Origin of the sequence: Wolbachia endosymbiont (group B) of Ischnura elegans (genome assembly GCF_947251585.1) — a bacterium.
Taxonomy (GTDB): Bacteria; Pseudomonadota; Alphaproteobacteria; order Rickettsiales; family Anaplasmataceae; genus Wolbachia.
On the sequence record NZ_OX366371.1, the window covers coordinates 240,875 to 255,106 of the forward strand.

The following is a 14,232-nucleotide window of genomic DNA, read 5'->3' on the forward strand; positions in this document are numbered from 1 at the left end:
GAGAGTAACAGCCTGCTAGCAAGCTTTTACTTTCCTAACTACTATAATATATCAGAGTGAGTTGGTGCTTCCCATTCTACGTTATTATGGTCAATTATTGCTGCTTTTAATCCTTCAACTTCTTCCCTTAGGTGATCAAGTTCTTCTGCCCATGTTCTATATTCTTTATTATTATCAATAAATCCATCCTGTTGAATTAACTCATTCAAATTAAATAAACCTTTGGCCAAGCGTTGGTTTATATCAAGAAACTCTTCTCGAAGTTGTGCTATGTTGTTCATAAGTGAGGCATTTAAGTCAACAACAAACTTCTCGTTTAAATCGCAGACTAACTTATCCATAACTTGATTGACGTAATAAATCGATGCAATCTTGTTTTTAACGTCCTCAAAGTTTGTGGGCTTAACTGCAACTTCTATATGGTCTATTTTTTTAAAGTTGAAAGCGCTCATTTGGTTTATTGCTTCAAAGTTATTTTCGCTTTCTTGTTTACTGTTGTTACTCATGTTAGCTCCATAAAATTTTAAAATTAACTCAGTTATATTGAAATGGTATGTACAGCCTGCTAGCAAGCTGTTACTTTTTTGCACCTTACAACATGTCATGATAGGGTGGTGCCTCCTCAGGTAACATATTATTTACTTGAGCTGTTAAATCTGCTAGATTTTTTTGTAATCCTTGAGTTTCGTCGCCTATTATATCTTCCAAACTTTTAACTTTAGCTTGCTCTTTTTCTAACATAGTATTCAAGCTAATAATAAGTTGTTTATTAATATTATTAGCTAATTCATCAATTGCTTTTTTAACAGTATCACCAGTAACAATTCTTGTAAGGTCCTTTACATCCTTACCAGTAGCTGTCTTAAGTGTAATAAGATCAAGAGCGCTTATAAGTTGTTTTCCACTATTATCAGTAACATTATCCCCTCTTTGTAAAAGGTTTTGCGAGTTCTTACTCATATGAATTACCTCCATAAATTATTAAAGTTTAAATTATTTTTTAGTTTCACATGCACACTGTTGATTTATCAATATCCAAGTTCACAATAAATGATCTGTTACTGCAAACTCAGCATTAACATCTTGAAGAACGTAAGTTGATGGATGTGCATCATTCCAATTTGCTTCACTCTCCTCAGGAAGCATTCGGTCAACCTTACTCATAAGGTCTTTCATTTTTTCATTTTGCTCGTTAAATTTCTCCTTCAATGCATCAATAATAGCTTTAGACTGATCTTGATTGCCAAGATCACCAATCACAGCTGTCACTTTCTCATAAGGCAGTTTGTGAATGATGTCTTTAAGCTCTTCTGCGCCTATGTTATCCAAAAGTTCTTTAAACTGCTCATTAGACATACTATGAGCAAAAGCTTGAAGTTTTTCTGGGTTATTAGCTAAAGACTTAATAACCATCTGAATTTTATTAGGATCAGTTAAATCTCGAGCTACTATTGCAAGTTTCTCGTGGTCTAGCTTATTAATTAAATTATGTAATGTATCTTCTTCTAAAGTTTTTACTAAGGTTGGAAGTTTATTTTTCAACGCGTCGTCCAAAATAGTGTTTATTATTTTCTCATTTGCATTTTTTATTAGTTCTACAAACTGGTCATCCTTCATTGTCTTGACCGCTATCTCGAACTGATCCATTTTAAGGTGAGGGAAAATTTGTTTTACTTGATCTGAGTTAAAGTCTTTTACTAAGTTCGTAACCTGATTCTCATTTAATAAGGGGACTATTATTCCTAACTTTTTTGAATCCAATGTGTGAGTAAGGGCTTGTAATTGATGATTGGTTAAATGATCCACTAAAGCTAGAAATTGTCCATCTGTTAAGTTCTCTGCTAAAACCTGTAGTTGTTTATTTGTTAAGCTCTTTGCTAAAATCTGTAATTTCTCATTATTAAGAATATCGGCAAGAGTCTCTAACTGATTTCCTGTTAAGTTCTTAAAAAAAGTTTTGGCGAACTCACTTGATATTAGTACACTCTTTGGTATCTTAGACGATGTTATATCTTCTATCACCTTTGCTGTATCATGGTGTGGCATACTGTATTGTAATATCTTGTTGTCAGGCGAATCGATTATGTTTCCTTCCTTATCTGAAAAATAATATTTATCGTCACCAAGACCTGATTCCTCCCATGTTAAATATTTGTACTTCAATTCTTCACCTACAAAATTGTAACCGTTCACGGAGATAAGGTGGTTTACAAAGTAAGTATAAAAGTGTAAAGAGATAGGAATCTAAATATGGAATGGGTAAATGACAACAGTGCTGCAAGAAAAGGTTGTAGCAGAAAAGGCTAATCTCAAGGAAGAAATAAAAGCACTGATCAGAGAAAATGATAGCTTGAAAGCAAAAATAGTTGAATTAGAAGACAAATTGGGCTTAAATTCGCAAAATTCTCATCGCTGCCACCATCACGAGATATATATCGTAAGAAAGCAAAAAAGAAAAGTGATAAAAAACCAGGAGGTCAGCCAGGACATAAGGTGCATAAGCGTGAATTAATGGCTGCAGACGAGGTAGTGAGATGCACAATTGATACAATTTGTATGTGTGGAGGTAAGATTACTTTAGAAGATGAAATTATTCATCAGAAGGCAGAGTTGCCAGAAATTAAGCCAATTGTAACTGAGTACAGGTTGCAAAGAGGACATTGTAGCAGTTGTGTTAAAAGTCAATAGAAAAATTGATGTAGCTGTGAATAAGTACTTAAAATTTGTGTGGGCGTACTTATTCACAGCTATGCTATTGCTATATAGAAGCAGTTTTAGGGCTATACTCCTCAGTAAACAGTCTACCGTCTCTTACTAAAGAGTTAGCAAGGATAAGTAATTTTCTCATTGCAGCAGTAGAGGTAACTTTATATGGTTTTTTATATTGATTGTATAGCCTATCAAAGAAGATTTTTATATAAGAATTGTACCTTTGCGCACTAAGAATGCACATATGTAAAACCTTTCTAATTTGTGATCTACCACCCTGAATACACCTTTTTCCCTTACTAAAACCACTATCTCGATTAAAAGGTGCAACTCCGGAAAGGCTGGATATTTCTTTATGTTGGAGAGTTCCAAGCTCGGGTAGATAACAAATAAAAGTAATAGCTGTTATTGCACCTACACCAGGTATACTAGTTATTGACATGTACTTTTTTTTAAGCTCTTGATTTTTATCGACTAATTCCATTACCTCATCTTCTAAGACTTGAATTTGATTTTGTAAAACTGCAAGTAGCTCTTCCATTTGTTTGATTATAGATAAATCGGTTACTTGATGAGCTTGGGTTTTTTGTATTTTTGCTATTTCTACTAGTTGATTCCTGCGAGATAATTTTTGCTTCAAACAGTCAATACTACTAACTTTTAAAGGAGTGACACGCATGTCTGTATTACTAACATAACGTGAGATGATGCTACAGTCTATTTTATCAGTTTTAGTAGCAATACCAAGGCTTTTTGCATAATCTCTCACCCATCTTGGTTGAATGACATATACTTCAAAACCATGGCTTAATAAAGTATAAGCACATAATTTTTCGTACCCACCAGTTGCTTCAAGTCGAACTTTGGTTACGTTATGTAAACGCAAAAAGTCGATTATTTGATCAATAGCTTGAACGTTATTTTCAAATACTTTATGATGTCCAAGTGGATGAATATGGATATCTAGTTTATTTTTGCTAATATCAATGCCAGTAATAATATTTGATAAATTCATAATCCCTCCATAAATAATGTGTATACTGCATTTTCCACCCTTATATACGAGCCTAAAAGCTCAACCAGTTGTTCGGAACTTTCAGTATAATAAACCAGAGAGGAGAACCTTGCTGCAAAACGGTCCTTATGACCAAGAGTATGTACGGTTCCTCCTCTCTGCGTGTCTTTATACCGCCATTTCGTGACATTTATAAAGACTTGTTTTTAACATATAAGAGTATGTAATAAAAGAATTACAGCAAATTTACCCGAAGGTGTTGCAAGAGATTTTCTAGGACCCAATGCTAAAACAGTTATAAGCAGCCTTAGCGGCTTTTTTATTAACTCAAAAAGAGAGGTACAGCAAATTTTGGGCAGTATTTTTAATCTAAATATAAGCCTTGGTTTAGTCTCAAATACTGAACGCAGGGTATCGAAGAAGTGTGCATCTGAATATGAGAAAATGAAGGAAGAGTTGCAAGGAAGCGAGTATTTGCATATAGACGAAACAGGGCACAGAAATCAAGGAAAGAGAGGCTGGAGTTGGGTAATAACAAACAAAGCGTTGACACTTCTGAAGGTAAGCGAGTCTCGTGGTAAGAAGGTGTTGAAGAGTTTACTGCCAGAATATGATGGTATAGTTGTGAGCGATAGATACGCTGTATACAATTACTTCAATCGTGAAAATAGACAGATATGTTGGGCACATCTGGCAAGAGATTTTGAGAGATTTGCCCATAGTAAAAATGTTGAAGTGAGCAAAATTGGCCAAGCACTAAAATCGCTCAGCAATAAGGTGTTTGTAGTAGATAAGGCAAAAAAACAAAATTTGATAGATAATTTGAGATTTTATCGACTGGTGCGAAAAATTCGGAAAAGGGTAAAACATTTTTTACGTAAAATGACGAGGGTTGCAAATAGCACTCAAGCTTCAAGAATGGCCGCTAAGATGTTACGATCTGAGGATATGATGTGGAAGTTTTTAAGAAAACCTGAAGTGATAGAAACAACTAATAACCTTGCAGAACGGCAAATTAGACGGTACGTAATTTATCGTAAAAACAGCTTTTTCACCTGGTCAGAACGTGGAGAAAGATTCATGGAAAGAATGTTGTCGATATTTTTGACATCACGTCTAAATGGCCAGAACCCCTTTCAAAAGCTACAGAATCTAGTAGCTGTCACTGCTTAGTTCTTTAATTCATTCTCACAATCCGTGAACGGTTACTCGAAAACAGCCTAAAAAAATTATTTGTAGTTATTTTTGCTACTTGTTCCGGCGATTCATTCCATAGCTCTGCTAGGCAATCTACAACGTATTTTACCATTGCCGGTTCATTTTTTTTTCCTCTGTAAGGTTCAGGTGATAGATAAGGTGCATCAGTTTCAACTAAAACACGCTCACGTGGCACATTTTGTGCAATTTCTCTTAGTAAGTTCGCATTTTTAAAAGTAATAATTCCAGAAAATGAAATGTATAATCCCAAGTCCATAGCCTTATAAGCAAGCTCTTTAGAAGAAGCAAAACAATGCATTACTCCACTAAAAGCGTCCTTCTTCATTTCTGAATTTAACATATCAATCATCTCACTATCAGCATTTCTAGTGTGAATAACTAAAGGTAATCCTGTTACTTTTGCCGCTTCTATATGTGATGCAAAACTTTTTTTTTGATTGCTTTTGTTATCAGATTTATAAAAATCTAATCCGGTTTCACCGATACTAATTACCTTTTTGCCCTTAGTAAATTCAATCAATTCATCAGCATTTATACACTCACCTTTTTCCACAGTAGTATCAAGCGGATGTATACCAACGGAGCAGTAGACTTGATCATAGGATGAAGAGATTTTTAATAATTTAGGGATATCATTAATGCTTATGCATATGTTATGCAAAATTCTCACACCATTTTGCTCTGCTCTTGAAATTACCTTTGGTATTTCATCATCAGAAAAATAAATTAGATGACAATGAGAATCAACTATCATAAATAGATCCTTTTATGATAGAAGAAAACTCTTCTATCACTTTTTTATAAACTTCTTTTTTGAACGGTATGGCACTGGCTACCAAATCATCCACATTTTGCCAACGCCACTCTTTGAACTCTGGATGATCAGTATAGTTAATATTAATATCCTTATCCTTCCCACAAAATTTCATTAAGAACCACCTTTGCTTTTGGCCAGAATATCTCCCATTCCAGCATATCGGTATAACTTCCTCGGGTAAGTTGTAATATATCCACTCTTTATTTTGAGCCACAACTTCTGCTTCATCAGTACCAACTTCCTCCAATAGCTCACGTAGCGCTGCCTGCTCTAGCTCTTCACCTTCATCAACTCCTCCTTGTGGCATCTGCCAATAAGAGTCACTATCAAAACGTTTTCCAATAAAAATATTTCCCTGTTTGTTAAATAACATTATGCCAACACAAGGGCGATACTCTTTCTCCTCACTAATCACAAATACTCTCTATTGCTAAATTATCTATCATAGAAGTTTCAACTACTTTTTTACTATTCATTTTTTCAACAATTTTTTTTGCAACTTCTTTTGCGCTTAAGTTTGAGTTATCAATTTCAAGTGAACCTTGAGGGATAAATAGTTTCTTTCCTTTAATTCTTCTCATAGCAAAATCTGAATCAGTAATTTTTCTCTCCTGCTCTCTTTCCTTTAATTGAATGCGCTTTACTAGTTCTCCACTATTACAATATAACACCACAGGGAGAATCTCCACGTTCATTTTTTTACTTAAATTCACCACTGAGTTATATACTTTTTGATCATAGGAATCACCTTTTATCAATTCGTTTGTAAATATATAATGCTTTGATTCTATATGGTATTTTTCCAATATTGCTAACATATTCTCTCTAATCACAAAAATTTCTTCCCATATTTCACTTGTAACCTCAGCGTTTCTGAAATCAATCATATCAAATATGATATTATTAAACAGGTTATTGTCTACTATCACCCCATCAATAATATTACACAGCTCTTTTGCAATCGTAAGTTTGCCACTACCCGGAAATCCGATTAAGTAAATGACCATACCATCAGAAAACTATCATATATTACAAATATATGTATTATAAACGTTACACTAGAAACATATCAAAAATAGTTCATATTCAGAAATTTTGAGTGTATCATTACAGATAAATTATATAATTTAGAATAATGAATGGTGATACAGAATCAATAAAAAATACAATTGTAGATGTAATAGATCAAAACAAAGGTCAAGATATAGTTACTTTTGATGTACAGAATAAAACTGTCATTGCAAAATATATGATCATTGCATCCGGTGATTCGAGCCGCCATGTAAAAGCATTAGCTGAGCAAGTGATGAAAAATCTCAAGCAATATGATAAAATAGATGTAGAAGGTATGGATGAAGGTAACTGGGTGATTGTGAATTTTCAAGGTATAATGGTTCACCTATTCAGGCCAGAAGTAAGAGAATATTATAAGATAGAAGAGTTATGGAATTGATTATCCAGGTAGCTGGTATACACTTGCTCAAATGTTGTAATTTTGAAGGCAACCCTTATGAAGTTGGTGTGTCATTCCAGTGCTTGACGCTGGAATCTAGAAAACTTAATCATAAACGAGCACACTATACAACATTTTTGATGAAATTTCATAATAAACTGGATTCCAGCGTCAAGCACTGGAATGACGCCATCGTTAACAACACCGTTTACACACAAAATAACATATTATGAAACATAAATCCGAGTTTTTAAACTTCATTCAAGAAAGAGGATACCTATATCAATGTACAAACATTGATAGGTTAGACCAGCTATTATCACAAGATAATTATATAATTGCATACATTGGGTTTGATTGTACGGCACCAAGTTTGCATATTGGCAGTCTCATTCAAATCATGATGCTCCGTCACCTACAAAAATTCGGTTATAAGCCAATAATTCTACTTGGAGGTGGCACAACAAAAATTGGTGACCCATCTGGTAAAGACAAAGCAAGAAGCGTCTTGCCGATAGAAGATATCAATCAAAATATACTTGGTATCAAGAAAACCCTCGAGAAGATGATATCTTTCGATTATGGAAAAACTGGTGCAATCATAGTAAACAACGCAGATTGGTTAGATAACATAAAATATATAGACTTTTTGCGTGATATAGGGACACATTTTTCTGTAAATCGCATGTTAGGCTTTGATAGTGTGAAAATTAGGCTAGATAGGGAGCAAAATCTAAGCTTTCTCGAGTTTAATTACATGTTGTTACAAGCCTATGATTTTGTCGAGTTGAATAAAAAGTATGGCTGTCGTCTCCAGATTGGAGGGTCAGACCAATGGGGAAATATAGTAAACGGAATTGAACTTGGCAAAAAGTTAAATTTACCTGAGCTGTTTGGTCTTACCACACCTCTTTTATTAAACGCACAAGGAAAAAAGATGGGCAAAACTGAAAGTGGAGCAGTATGGCTTGATGGTAGCATGCTAAAGCCCTATGACTACTGGCAATATTTTCGCAATGTTGATGATCAAGATGTTGGTCGTTTTTTGAGACTTTTCACTGATTTATCAATTGATGAAATTAAAAAACTAGAGTCCTTGAAGGATCAAGAAACAAACGAAGCAAAAAAGGTCTTGGCAACAGAAGTGACAAAAATATGTCACGGTTGTAAAGAAGCGAAACTTGCACGATCTGCTGCAATCTCTGCTTTTGAAAATGAAGACAGTTCATTGCTTTCTGGTTACACTATCACAAGAGAACAAGTTGCAAATGGCATACTCCTGATAGACTTGCTTCATGACACCGGTTTTGAACCTTCAAAAGGTTCGGCAAAGCGTTTAATACAGGGCAATGGATGCAAAGTTAATGATAATACTATAAATGATGTTAACTATATAATAAATTCTGAGAGCTTCAAAGATCAGTCATTCATAAAATTGTCTGCAGGAAAGAAACGCCATATTAAAATTTTAGTGAGTGAAGTAAGAAAGTGAATTTGTATCTGTTCAGCAGAGTGGTAAAATAAGGTAGGCGGGAAAAGACAACTACAAGAATAAATGGGTATTATACGAGTAGCTGGCACTTTCTTTCGCACAAAAATATTGTAAAGCGCTTTCGTATTTACCAACTTAGTATCTGATCTGGAATCTCAGCACTAGGAAACCTTATTATAAAGTAATGCTAGCACTTTCTTCACGCACATTTGTTAAGACTGCTACTCCATCAACTTTAGTATTAGGCTTTAACAGTTGTAACCGTTCACGGAGATAAGGTGGTTTACAAAGTAAGTATAAAAGTGTAAAGAGATAGGAATCTAAATATGGAATGGGTAAATGACAACAGTGCTGCAAGAAAAGGTTGTAGCAGAAAAGGCTAATCTCAAGGAAGAAATAAAAGCACTGATCAGAGAAAATGATAGCTTGAAAGCAAAAATAGTTGAATTAGAAGACAAATTGGGCTTAAATTCGCAAAATTCTCATCGCTGCCACCATCACGAGATATATATCGTAAGAAAGCAAAAAAGAAAAGTGATAAAAAACCAGGAGGTCAGCCAGGACATAAGGTGCATAAGCGTGAATTAATGGCTGCAGACGAGGTAGTGAGATGCACAATTGATACAATTTGTATGTGTGGAGGTAAGATTACTTTAGAAGATGAAATTATTCATCAGAAGGCAGAGTTGCCAGAAATTAAGCCAATTGTAACTGAGTACAGGTTGCAAAGAGGACATTGTAGCAGTTGTGTTAAAAGTCAATAGAAAAATTGATGTAGCTGTGAATAAGTACTTAAAATTTGTGTGGGCGTACTTATTCACAGCTATGCTATTGCTATATAGAAGCAGTTTTAGGGCTATACTCCTCAGTAAACAGTCTACCGTCTCTTACTAAAGAGTTAGCAAGGATAAGTAATTTTCTCATTGCAGCAGTAGAGGTAACTTTATATGGTTTTTTATATTGATTGTATAGCCTATCAAAGAAGATTTTTATATAAGAATTGTACCTTTGCGCACTAAGAATGCACATATGTAAAACCTTTCTAATTTGTGATCTACCACCCTGAATACACCTTTTTCCCTTACTAAAACCACTATCTCGATTAAAAGGTGCAACTCCGGAAAGGCTGGATATTTCTTTATGTTGGAGAGTTCCAAGCTCGGGTAGATAACAAATAAAAGTAATAGCTGTTATTGCACCTACACCAGGTATACTAGTTATTGACATGTACTTTTTTTTAAGCTCTTGATTTTTATCGACTAATTCCATTACCTCATCTTCTAAGACTTGAATTTGATTTTGTAAAACTGCAAGTAGCTCTTCCATTTGTTTGATTATAGATAAATCGGTTACTTGATGAGCTTGGGTTTTTTGTATTTTTGCTATTTCTACTAGTTGATTCCTGCGAGATAATTTTTGCTTCAAACAGTCAATACTACTAACTTTTAAAGGAGTGACACGCATGTCTGTATTACTAACATAACGTGAGATGATGCTACAGTCTATTTTATCAGTTTTAGTAGCAATACCAAGGCTTTTTGCATAATCTCTCACCCATCTTGGTTGAATGACATATACTTCAAAACCATGGCTTAATAAAGTATAAGCACATAATTTTTCGTACCCACCAGTTGCTTCAAGTCGAACTTTGGTTACGTTATGTAAACGCAAAAAGTCGATTATTTGATCAATAGCTTGAACGTTATTTTCAAATACTTTATGATGTCCAAGTGGATGAATATGGATATCTAGTTTATTTTTGCTAATATCAATGCCAGTAATAATATTTGATAAATTCATAATCCCTCCATAAATAATGTGTATACTGCATTTTCCACCCTTATATACGAGCCTAAAAGCTCAACCAGTTGTTCGGAACTTTCAGTATAATAAACCAGAGAGGAGAACCGTAACCGTTCACGGATTGTGAGAATGAATTAAAGAACTAAGCAGTGACGTAACCGTTCACGGAATATTCCCAATTAGGCAGGAATAGCGACTAAATTCTGTAGTTTCTGGACAGGATTCTGATCATTCAAACGTGCAGTCAAAAATATCGAAAGCATTCTTTCAATGAACTTTTCTCCACGTTCTGACCAAGTGAAAAAACTATTTTTACGATAAATGACGTACCGTCTAGCCTGACGTTCTGCAAGGTTATTGGTTGTCTCGATCAGATCAGGATTGCGCACGAATCTCCACATCATATCTTCAGAACGTAGTATATTGGCAGCCATTCTCGAGGCCTGAGTTCCTTTTGCAACCCTTGTTATCTCTCGCAAAAAATGTTTCACCCTTTTTCGAATCTTCCTCATTAACCGGAAAAATCTTAAATTGTCTATCAGGTTTTGTTTACGTGCTCTATCTACCACAAATACCCTGTTGCTCAGCGATTTTAATGCTGCGCCAATTCTGCTCACTTCAACATTTTTACTGTAAAAAAACCTTTCAAAGTCCCTTGCTAAATGGGCCCAGCATATCTGTCTGTTTTCACGATTAAAGTAATTATACGCAGCATACCTATCGCTTATAACTATTCCATCATACTCTGGCAATAGCCCTTTTAATATCTTCTTTCCGCGAGATCCAACTAACTTCATAAGTGTTGCTGTTTTATTCGTTACTACCCAACTCCAACCTTTCTTTCCCTGGTTCCTATGGCTTGTTTCATCTATATGTAAATACTTGCTTTTCCGTAGCTCTTCTCTTATTTTTTCGTATTCAGATATACATTTTTCTGATACTCTACCCTCGGTCTTTGATACCAAACCTAGGCTTATATTCAGATTAAATATGCTGCTCAAAATTTGCTGTACTTCCCTTTTTGAATTGATAAAAAATCCACTAAAACTGCTAATTACTGCTTTTGCATTAGCTCCTAAAAGATCCCTTGTCACACCTTCAGGCAGACTAGCTGAGATCCTTTTCTTACACGCCTTACAGTAGCCTTTTTGTAGCCTATATTCAGTCACTATCGGTTTAATTTTTGGCAATTCAACCTTTTGATGCACAGTTTCTTCTTCTAAAATAACTTGGCTTCCACACATGCAAATTGTATCAATTGAACATTTTACCACCTCATCTGCTACCATCAATTCCCGCTTGTGCGCTTCATGTCCTGGCTGCCCGCCTGGTTTTTTATCGCTCTTCTTTTTTGTCTTTTTGCGATATACATCTTGCGATGGTGGCAGCGATGAATTTTTTGAATTTAAACCCAGCTTATCCTCTAGCTCAATTATTTTTGTCCTTAACTTATCATTCTCTGCTTTCAGAGTACCAACTTCTGACTCCAATACCACAATCTTTTCTTGTAGCACCTCTATCATCAACCCCTCATCTATCTAGTTTATTGTTTTTTATACTAATTATGCAATTTTTGTAAACTACTTTCTTATACCGTGAATGGACAAAGTTGATAAGCCTAAACGCCATCATGTCTTTAGGAGAGTCTGCTAATGAAGGCTCTTAAGTTGACGCCATTGCGTGAACGGTTACGGAGAACCTTGCTGCAAAACGGTCCTTATGACCAAGAGTATGTACGGTTCCTCCTCTCTGCGTGTCTTTATACCGCCATTTCGTGACATTTATAAAGACTTGTTTTTAACATATAAGAGTATGTAATAAAAGAATTACAGCAAATTTACCCGAAGGTGTTGCAAGAGATTTTCTAGGACCCAATGCTAAAACAGTTATAAGCAGCCTTAGCGGCTTTTTTATTAACTCAAAAAGAGAGGTACAGCAAATTTTGGGCAGTATTTTTAATCTAAATATAAGCCTTGGTTTAGTCTCAAATACTGAACGCAGGGTATCGAAGAAGTGTGCATCTGAATATGAGAAAATGAAGGAAGAGTTGCAAGGAAGCGAGTATTTGCATATAGACGAAACAGGGCACAGAAATCAAGGAAAGAGAGGCTGGAGTTGGGTAATAACAAACAAAGCGTTGACACTTCTGAAGGTAAGCGAGTCTCGTGGTAAGAAGGTGTTGAAGAGTTTACTGCCAGAATATGATGGTATAGTTGTGAGCGATAGATACGCTGTATACAATTACTTCAATCGTGAAAATAGACAGATATGTTGGGCACATCTGGCAAGAGATTTTGAGAGATTTGCCCATAGTAAAAATGTTGAAGTGAGCAAAATTGGCCAAGCACTAAAATCGCTCAGCAATAAGGTGTTTGTAGTAGATAAGGCAAAAAAACAAAATTTGATAGATAATTTGAGATTTTATCGACTGGTGCGAAAAATTCGGAAAAGGGTAAAACATTTTTTACGTAAAATGACGAGGGTTGCAAATAGCACTCAAGCTTCAAGAATGGCCGCTAAGATGTTACGATCTGAGGATATGATGTGGAAGTTTTTAAGAAAACCTGAAGTGATAGAAACAACTAATAACCTTGCAGAACGGCAAATTAGACGGTACGTAATTTATCGTAAAAACAGCTTTTTCACCTGGTCAGAACGTGGAGAAAGATTCGTGGAAAGAATGTTGTCGATATTTTTGACATCACGTCTAAATGGCCAGAACCCCTTTCAAAAGCTACAGAATCTAGTAGCTGTCACTGCTTAGTTCTTTAATTCATTCTCACAATCCGTGAACGGTTACTTAACAGTTTATATGTTACATTGCCAACCGTTAGTGCTGCTGCTGTAATTGCAGCCACTGCTATAACTATAGGTATTAACTCAGCTGTCACTGTTCGAGTTGCAAAAAGTGCCACTGCTATAGCAGTATAGCTCTTCTCACAATAATCCGAACAGGTCATAATAACATACTGCTGGCCTCTTGGCTTATAATAGCTATAAAGACGTTTTTACCTCCGTTCGGACTATTATAAGAAGAGCTATAACTAATAATGTAGCTGCCCCACCATCAATCTGCCCTTTCTTAATTGCTGAACGATTAAGATAGTGTAAAGGAGTATTTCCCAACATATCTACTGAATTAACATCGGCACCTTTTTTTATTAGAACATTTGCTATGTTTATACTTTTAAGATGAGTAGTCTCATGTAAAGGAGTCTCTCCTCCTGCACCTTTTTCATTAACATTTGCACCTTTTTCTATGAGAGCGTTCACTATATTTTCTAGGTTACAGGAAGCAGCTAAATGCAAAAGAGTCACTTTTTCACCATCTTTAAACACATAATTTATATCAAAGCCAGACTTTTCTCACTCTTCATATTCCTTTGAATATCTTTTCAGCTCATTTTGTATTTTTTCAATTACGTTATCTTTGCTTAAATCTTTGTCAACATTAACTAAACTCAATAATTCGTGCCAATTTGAAATTTCCATTGCCATAACCTTACCTTTAATTTTCAATAATGTATTTAATTATATGATAAGAAGTCAATTTAAATAAATTACACATACATGGAACTTATCAGATAAATATATAATATGAACTAGATTCCAGCGGGCTTTGTTGCATCACTATCTATGAAAGGTTAACTATACAAGCAGCTTATTGAAAATCTTATTTTTTGCAATCAATCTGATCAAATTTAAGAATAGTAATTTATTGTTTG

General features: G+C 34.9%; 20 protein-coding genes. 8 read left to right on the top strand and 12 right to left on the bottom strand.

The features are described 5' to 3' along the window. Positions 1 to 41: 41 nt before the first annotated feature. From OPR58_RS01170 to OPR58_RS01180, 3 genes are all read right to left on the bottom strand, one after another. Complete coding sequence (locus tag OPR58_RS01170; RefSeq protein ID WP_265022820.1) at positions 42 to 506, bottom strand: hypothetical protein; 465 nt, start codon at positions 504 to 506, stop codon at positions 42 to 44. A gap of 85 nt (positions 507 to 591) precedes the next feature. Then, entirely contained in the window at positions 592 to 960 is a 369-nt protein-coding gene (locus OPR58_RS01175) for a hypothetical protein (RefSeq protein ID WP_265022821.1), read from the bottom strand. Between the two features lie 81 nt (positions 961 to 1,041). Next, on the bottom strand, positions 1,042 to 2,193 hold the full coding sequence (locus tag OPR58_RS01180) for a magnesium transporter (protein ID WP_265022822.1): 1,152 nt from the start codon (positions 2,191 to 2,193) through the stop codon (positions 1,042 to 1,044). A 70-nt stretch (positions 2,194 to 2,263) separates the two neighbouring features. On the opposite strand from OPR58_RS01180, the gene OPR58_RS01185 reads away from it, so the two are divergent. Next, entirely contained in the window at positions 2,264 to 2,512 is a 249-nt protein-coding gene (locus tag OPR58_RS01185; RefSeq protein WP_265022250.1) for a DUF6444 domain-containing protein, read from the top strand. Then, complete coding sequence (locus OPR58_RS01190; RefSeq protein ID WP_406846499.1) at positions 2,512 to 2,688, top strand: IS66 family transposase zinc-finger binding domain-containing protein; 177 nt, start codon at positions 2,512 to 2,514, stop codon at positions 2,686 to 2,688. Before OPR58_RS01185 ends, OPR58_RS01190 begins: the two co-directional genes overlap by 1 nt. Positions 2,689 to 2,758: 70 nt before the next feature. Here OPR58_RS01190 and OPR58_RS01195 read toward each other — a convergent pair whose 3' ends face one another. Next, positions 2,759 to 3,724, bottom strand: coding sequence for an IS110 family RNA-guided transposase (locus OPR58_RS01195; RefSeq protein WP_265022277.1), 966 nt, complete (start codon positions 3,722 to 3,724; stop codon positions 2,759 to 2,761). A gap of 234 nt (positions 3,725 to 3,958) precedes the next feature. On the opposite strand from OPR58_RS01195, the gene tnpC (OPR58_RS01200) reads away from it, so the two are divergent. Further along, positions 3,959 to 4,897 (top strand): IS66 family transposase, encoded by a 939-nt coding sequence (tnpC, locus tag OPR58_RS01200; protein ID WP_265023150.1) that lies wholly within the window; start codon positions 3,959 to 3,961, stop codon positions 4,895 to 4,897. A gap of 4 nt (positions 4,898 to 4,901) precedes the next feature. Here the strand turns inward: tnpC (OPR58_RS01200) and OPR58_RS01205 are convergent, their stop codons facing one another. The 3 genes from OPR58_RS01205 to OPR58_RS01215 are packed head-to-tail and all read right to left on the bottom strand — an operon-like array spanning position 4,902 to position 6,766. After that, positions 4,902 to 5,696, bottom strand: coding sequence for a TatD family hydrolase (locus OPR58_RS01205; protein ID WP_265022823.1), 795 nt, complete (start codon positions 5,694 to 5,696; stop codon positions 4,902 to 4,904). Continuing rightward, positions 5,686 to 6,174 carry an RNA pyrophosphohydrolase gene (locus tag OPR58_RS01210; RefSeq protein WP_007302261.1) on the bottom strand — a complete coding sequence of 163 codons (489 nt, stop codon included), beginning with the start codon at positions 6,172 to 6,174 and terminating at the stop codon, positions 5,686 to 5,688. Before OPR58_RS01210 ends, OPR58_RS01205 begins: the two co-directional genes overlap by 11 nt. Next, positions 6,167 to 6,766: an AAA family ATPase gene (locus OPR58_RS01215; RefSeq protein ID WP_265022824.1), complete on the bottom strand. Its 600-nt coding sequence runs from the start codon at positions 6,764 to 6,766 to the stop codon at positions 6,167 to 6,169. Before OPR58_RS01215 ends, OPR58_RS01210 begins: the two co-directional genes overlap by 8 nt. Before the next feature lie 128 nt (positions 6,767 to 6,894). On the opposite strand from OPR58_RS01215, the gene rsfS reads away from it, so the two are divergent. The 4 genes from rsfS (at position 6,895) to OPR58_RS01235 (ending at position 9,468) form a co-directional block, all read left to right on the top strand. Continuing rightward, positions 6,895 to 7,212 (top strand): ribosome silencing factor, encoded by a 318-nt coding sequence (gene rsfS, locus OPR58_RS01220; protein ID WP_064085463.1) that lies wholly within the window; start codon positions 6,895 to 6,897, stop codon positions 7,210 to 7,212. Positions 7,213 to 7,441: 229 nt separating this feature from the next. Next, positions 7,442 to 8,704 carry a tyrosine--tRNA ligase gene (tyrS, locus tag OPR58_RS01225; protein WP_265022825.1) on the top strand — a complete coding sequence of 421 codons (1,263 nt, stop codon included), beginning with the start codon at positions 7,442 to 7,444 and terminating at the stop codon, positions 8,702 to 8,704. A gap of 339 nt (positions 8,705 to 9,043) precedes the next feature. Further along, positions 9,044 to 9,292, top strand: a complete 249-nt coding sequence (locus OPR58_RS01230; protein ID WP_265022250.1) for a DUF6444 domain-containing protein — start codon at positions 9,044 to 9,046, stop codon at positions 9,290 to 9,292. Then, the gene (locus tag OPR58_RS01235) at positions 9,292 to 9,468 is read left to right on the top strand and encodes an IS66 family transposase zinc-finger binding domain-containing protein (RefSeq protein ID WP_406846499.1); all 177 of its coding nucleotides are present in this window, start codon (positions 9,292 to 9,294) and stop codon (positions 9,466 to 9,468) included. Before OPR58_RS01230 ends, OPR58_RS01235 begins: the two co-directional genes overlap by 1 nt. A 70-nt stretch (positions 9,469 to 9,538) precedes the next feature. Here OPR58_RS01235 and OPR58_RS01240 read toward each other — a convergent pair whose 3' ends face one another. Continuing rightward, positions 9,539 to 10,504, bottom strand: coding sequence for an IS110 family RNA-guided transposase (locus OPR58_RS01240; protein ID WP_265022277.1), 966 nt, complete (start codon positions 10,502 to 10,504; stop codon positions 9,539 to 9,541). A gap of 182 nt (positions 10,505 to 10,686) precedes the next feature. Further along, on the bottom strand, positions 10,687 to 12,030 hold the full coding sequence (gene tnpC / locus OPR58_RS01245) for an IS66 family transposase (protein WP_265022247.1): 1,344 nt from the start codon (positions 12,028 to 12,030) through the stop codon (positions 10,687 to 10,689). A gap of 302 nt (positions 12,031 to 12,332) precedes the next feature. Between tnpC (OPR58_RS01245) and tnpC (OPR58_RS01250) the strand changes: the two genes are divergently transcribed. After that, a complete protein-coding gene (tnpC, locus tag OPR58_RS01250; protein ID WP_265023147.1) occupies positions 12,333 to 13,271 on the top strand; it encodes an IS66 family transposase in 939 nt (312 codons plus the stop codon). Between the two features lie 4 nt (positions 13,272 to 13,275). Here the strand turns inward: tnpC (OPR58_RS01250) and OPR58_RS01255 are convergent, their stop codons facing one another. The 3 genes from OPR58_RS01255 to OPR58_RS01265 are packed head-to-tail and all read right to left on the bottom strand — an operon-like array spanning position 13,276 to position 14,026. Beyond that, positions 13,276 to 13,467, bottom strand: coding sequence for a hypothetical protein (locus tag OPR58_RS01255; protein ID WP_320109897.1), 192 nt, complete (start codon positions 13,465 to 13,467; stop codon positions 13,276 to 13,278). Between the two features lie 34 nt (positions 13,468 to 13,501). Continuing rightward, positions 13,502 to 13,846: an ankyrin repeat domain-containing protein gene (locus OPR58_RS01260; protein WP_265022826.1), complete on the bottom strand. Its 345-nt coding sequence runs from the start codon at positions 13,844 to 13,846 to the stop codon at positions 13,502 to 13,504. A gap of 27 nt (positions 13,847 to 13,873) precedes the next feature. Continuing rightward, positions 13,874 to 14,026, bottom strand: a complete 153-nt coding sequence (locus tag OPR58_RS01265; RefSeq protein ID WP_265022827.1) for a hypothetical protein — start codon at positions 14,024 to 14,026, stop codon at positions 13,874 to 13,876. Positions 14,027 to 14,232: the final 206 nt, after the last annotated feature.

Bases quoted from the DNA above. Each gene is read 5' to 3' on its own strand.
- OPR58_RS01170 (WP_265022820.1), bottom strand. From the start codon at position 506: ATGAGTAACAACAGTAAACAAGAAAGCGAAAATAACTTTGAAGCAATA.
- OPR58_RS01175 (WP_265022821.1), bottom strand. From the start codon at position 960: ATGAGTAAGAACTCGCAAAACCTTTTACAAAGAGGGGATAATGTTACT.
- OPR58_RS01185 (WP_265022250.1), top strand. From the start codon at position 2,264: ATGACAACAGTGCTGCAAGAAAAGGTTGTAGCAGAAAAGGCTAATCTC.
- OPR58_RS01190 (WP_406846499.1), top strand. From the start codon at position 2,512: ATGGCTGCAGACGAGGTAGTGAGATGCACAATTGATACAATTTGTATG.
- OPR58_RS01195 (WP_265022277.1), bottom strand. From the start codon at position 3,724: ATGAATTTATCAAATATTATTACTGGCATTGATATTAGCAAAAATAAA.
- OPR58_RS01205 (WP_265022823.1), bottom strand. From the start codon at position 5,696: ATGATAGTTGATTCTCATTGTCATCTAATTTATTTTTCTGATGATGAA.
- OPR58_RS01215 (WP_265022824.1), bottom strand. From the start codon at position 6,766: ATGGTCATTTACTTAATCGGATTTCCGGGTAGTGGCAAACTTACGATT.
- rsfS (WP_064085463.1), top strand. From the start codon at position 6,895: ATGAATGGTGATACAGAATCAATAAAAAATACAATTGTAGATGTAATA.
- tyrS (WP_265022825.1), top strand. From the start codon at position 7,442: ATGAAACATAAATCCGAGTTTTTAAACTTCATTCAAGAAAGAGGATAC.
- OPR58_RS01230 (WP_265022250.1), top strand. From the start codon at position 9,044: ATGACAACAGTGCTGCAAGAAAAGGTTGTAGCAGAAAAGGCTAATCTC.
- OPR58_RS01235 (WP_406846499.1), top strand. From the start codon at position 9,292: ATGGCTGCAGACGAGGTAGTGAGATGCACAATTGATACAATTTGTATG.
- OPR58_RS01240 (WP_265022277.1), bottom strand. From the start codon at position 10,504: ATGAATTTATCAAATATTATTACTGGCATTGATATTAGCAAAAATAAA.
- tnpC (WP_265022247.1), bottom strand. From the start codon at position 12,030: ATGATAGAGGTGCTACAAGAAAAGATTGTGGTATTGGAGTCAGAAGTT.
- OPR58_RS01255 (WP_320109897.1), bottom strand. From the start codon at position 13,467: ATGACCTGTTCGGATTATTGTGAGAAGAGCTATACTGCTATAGCAGTG.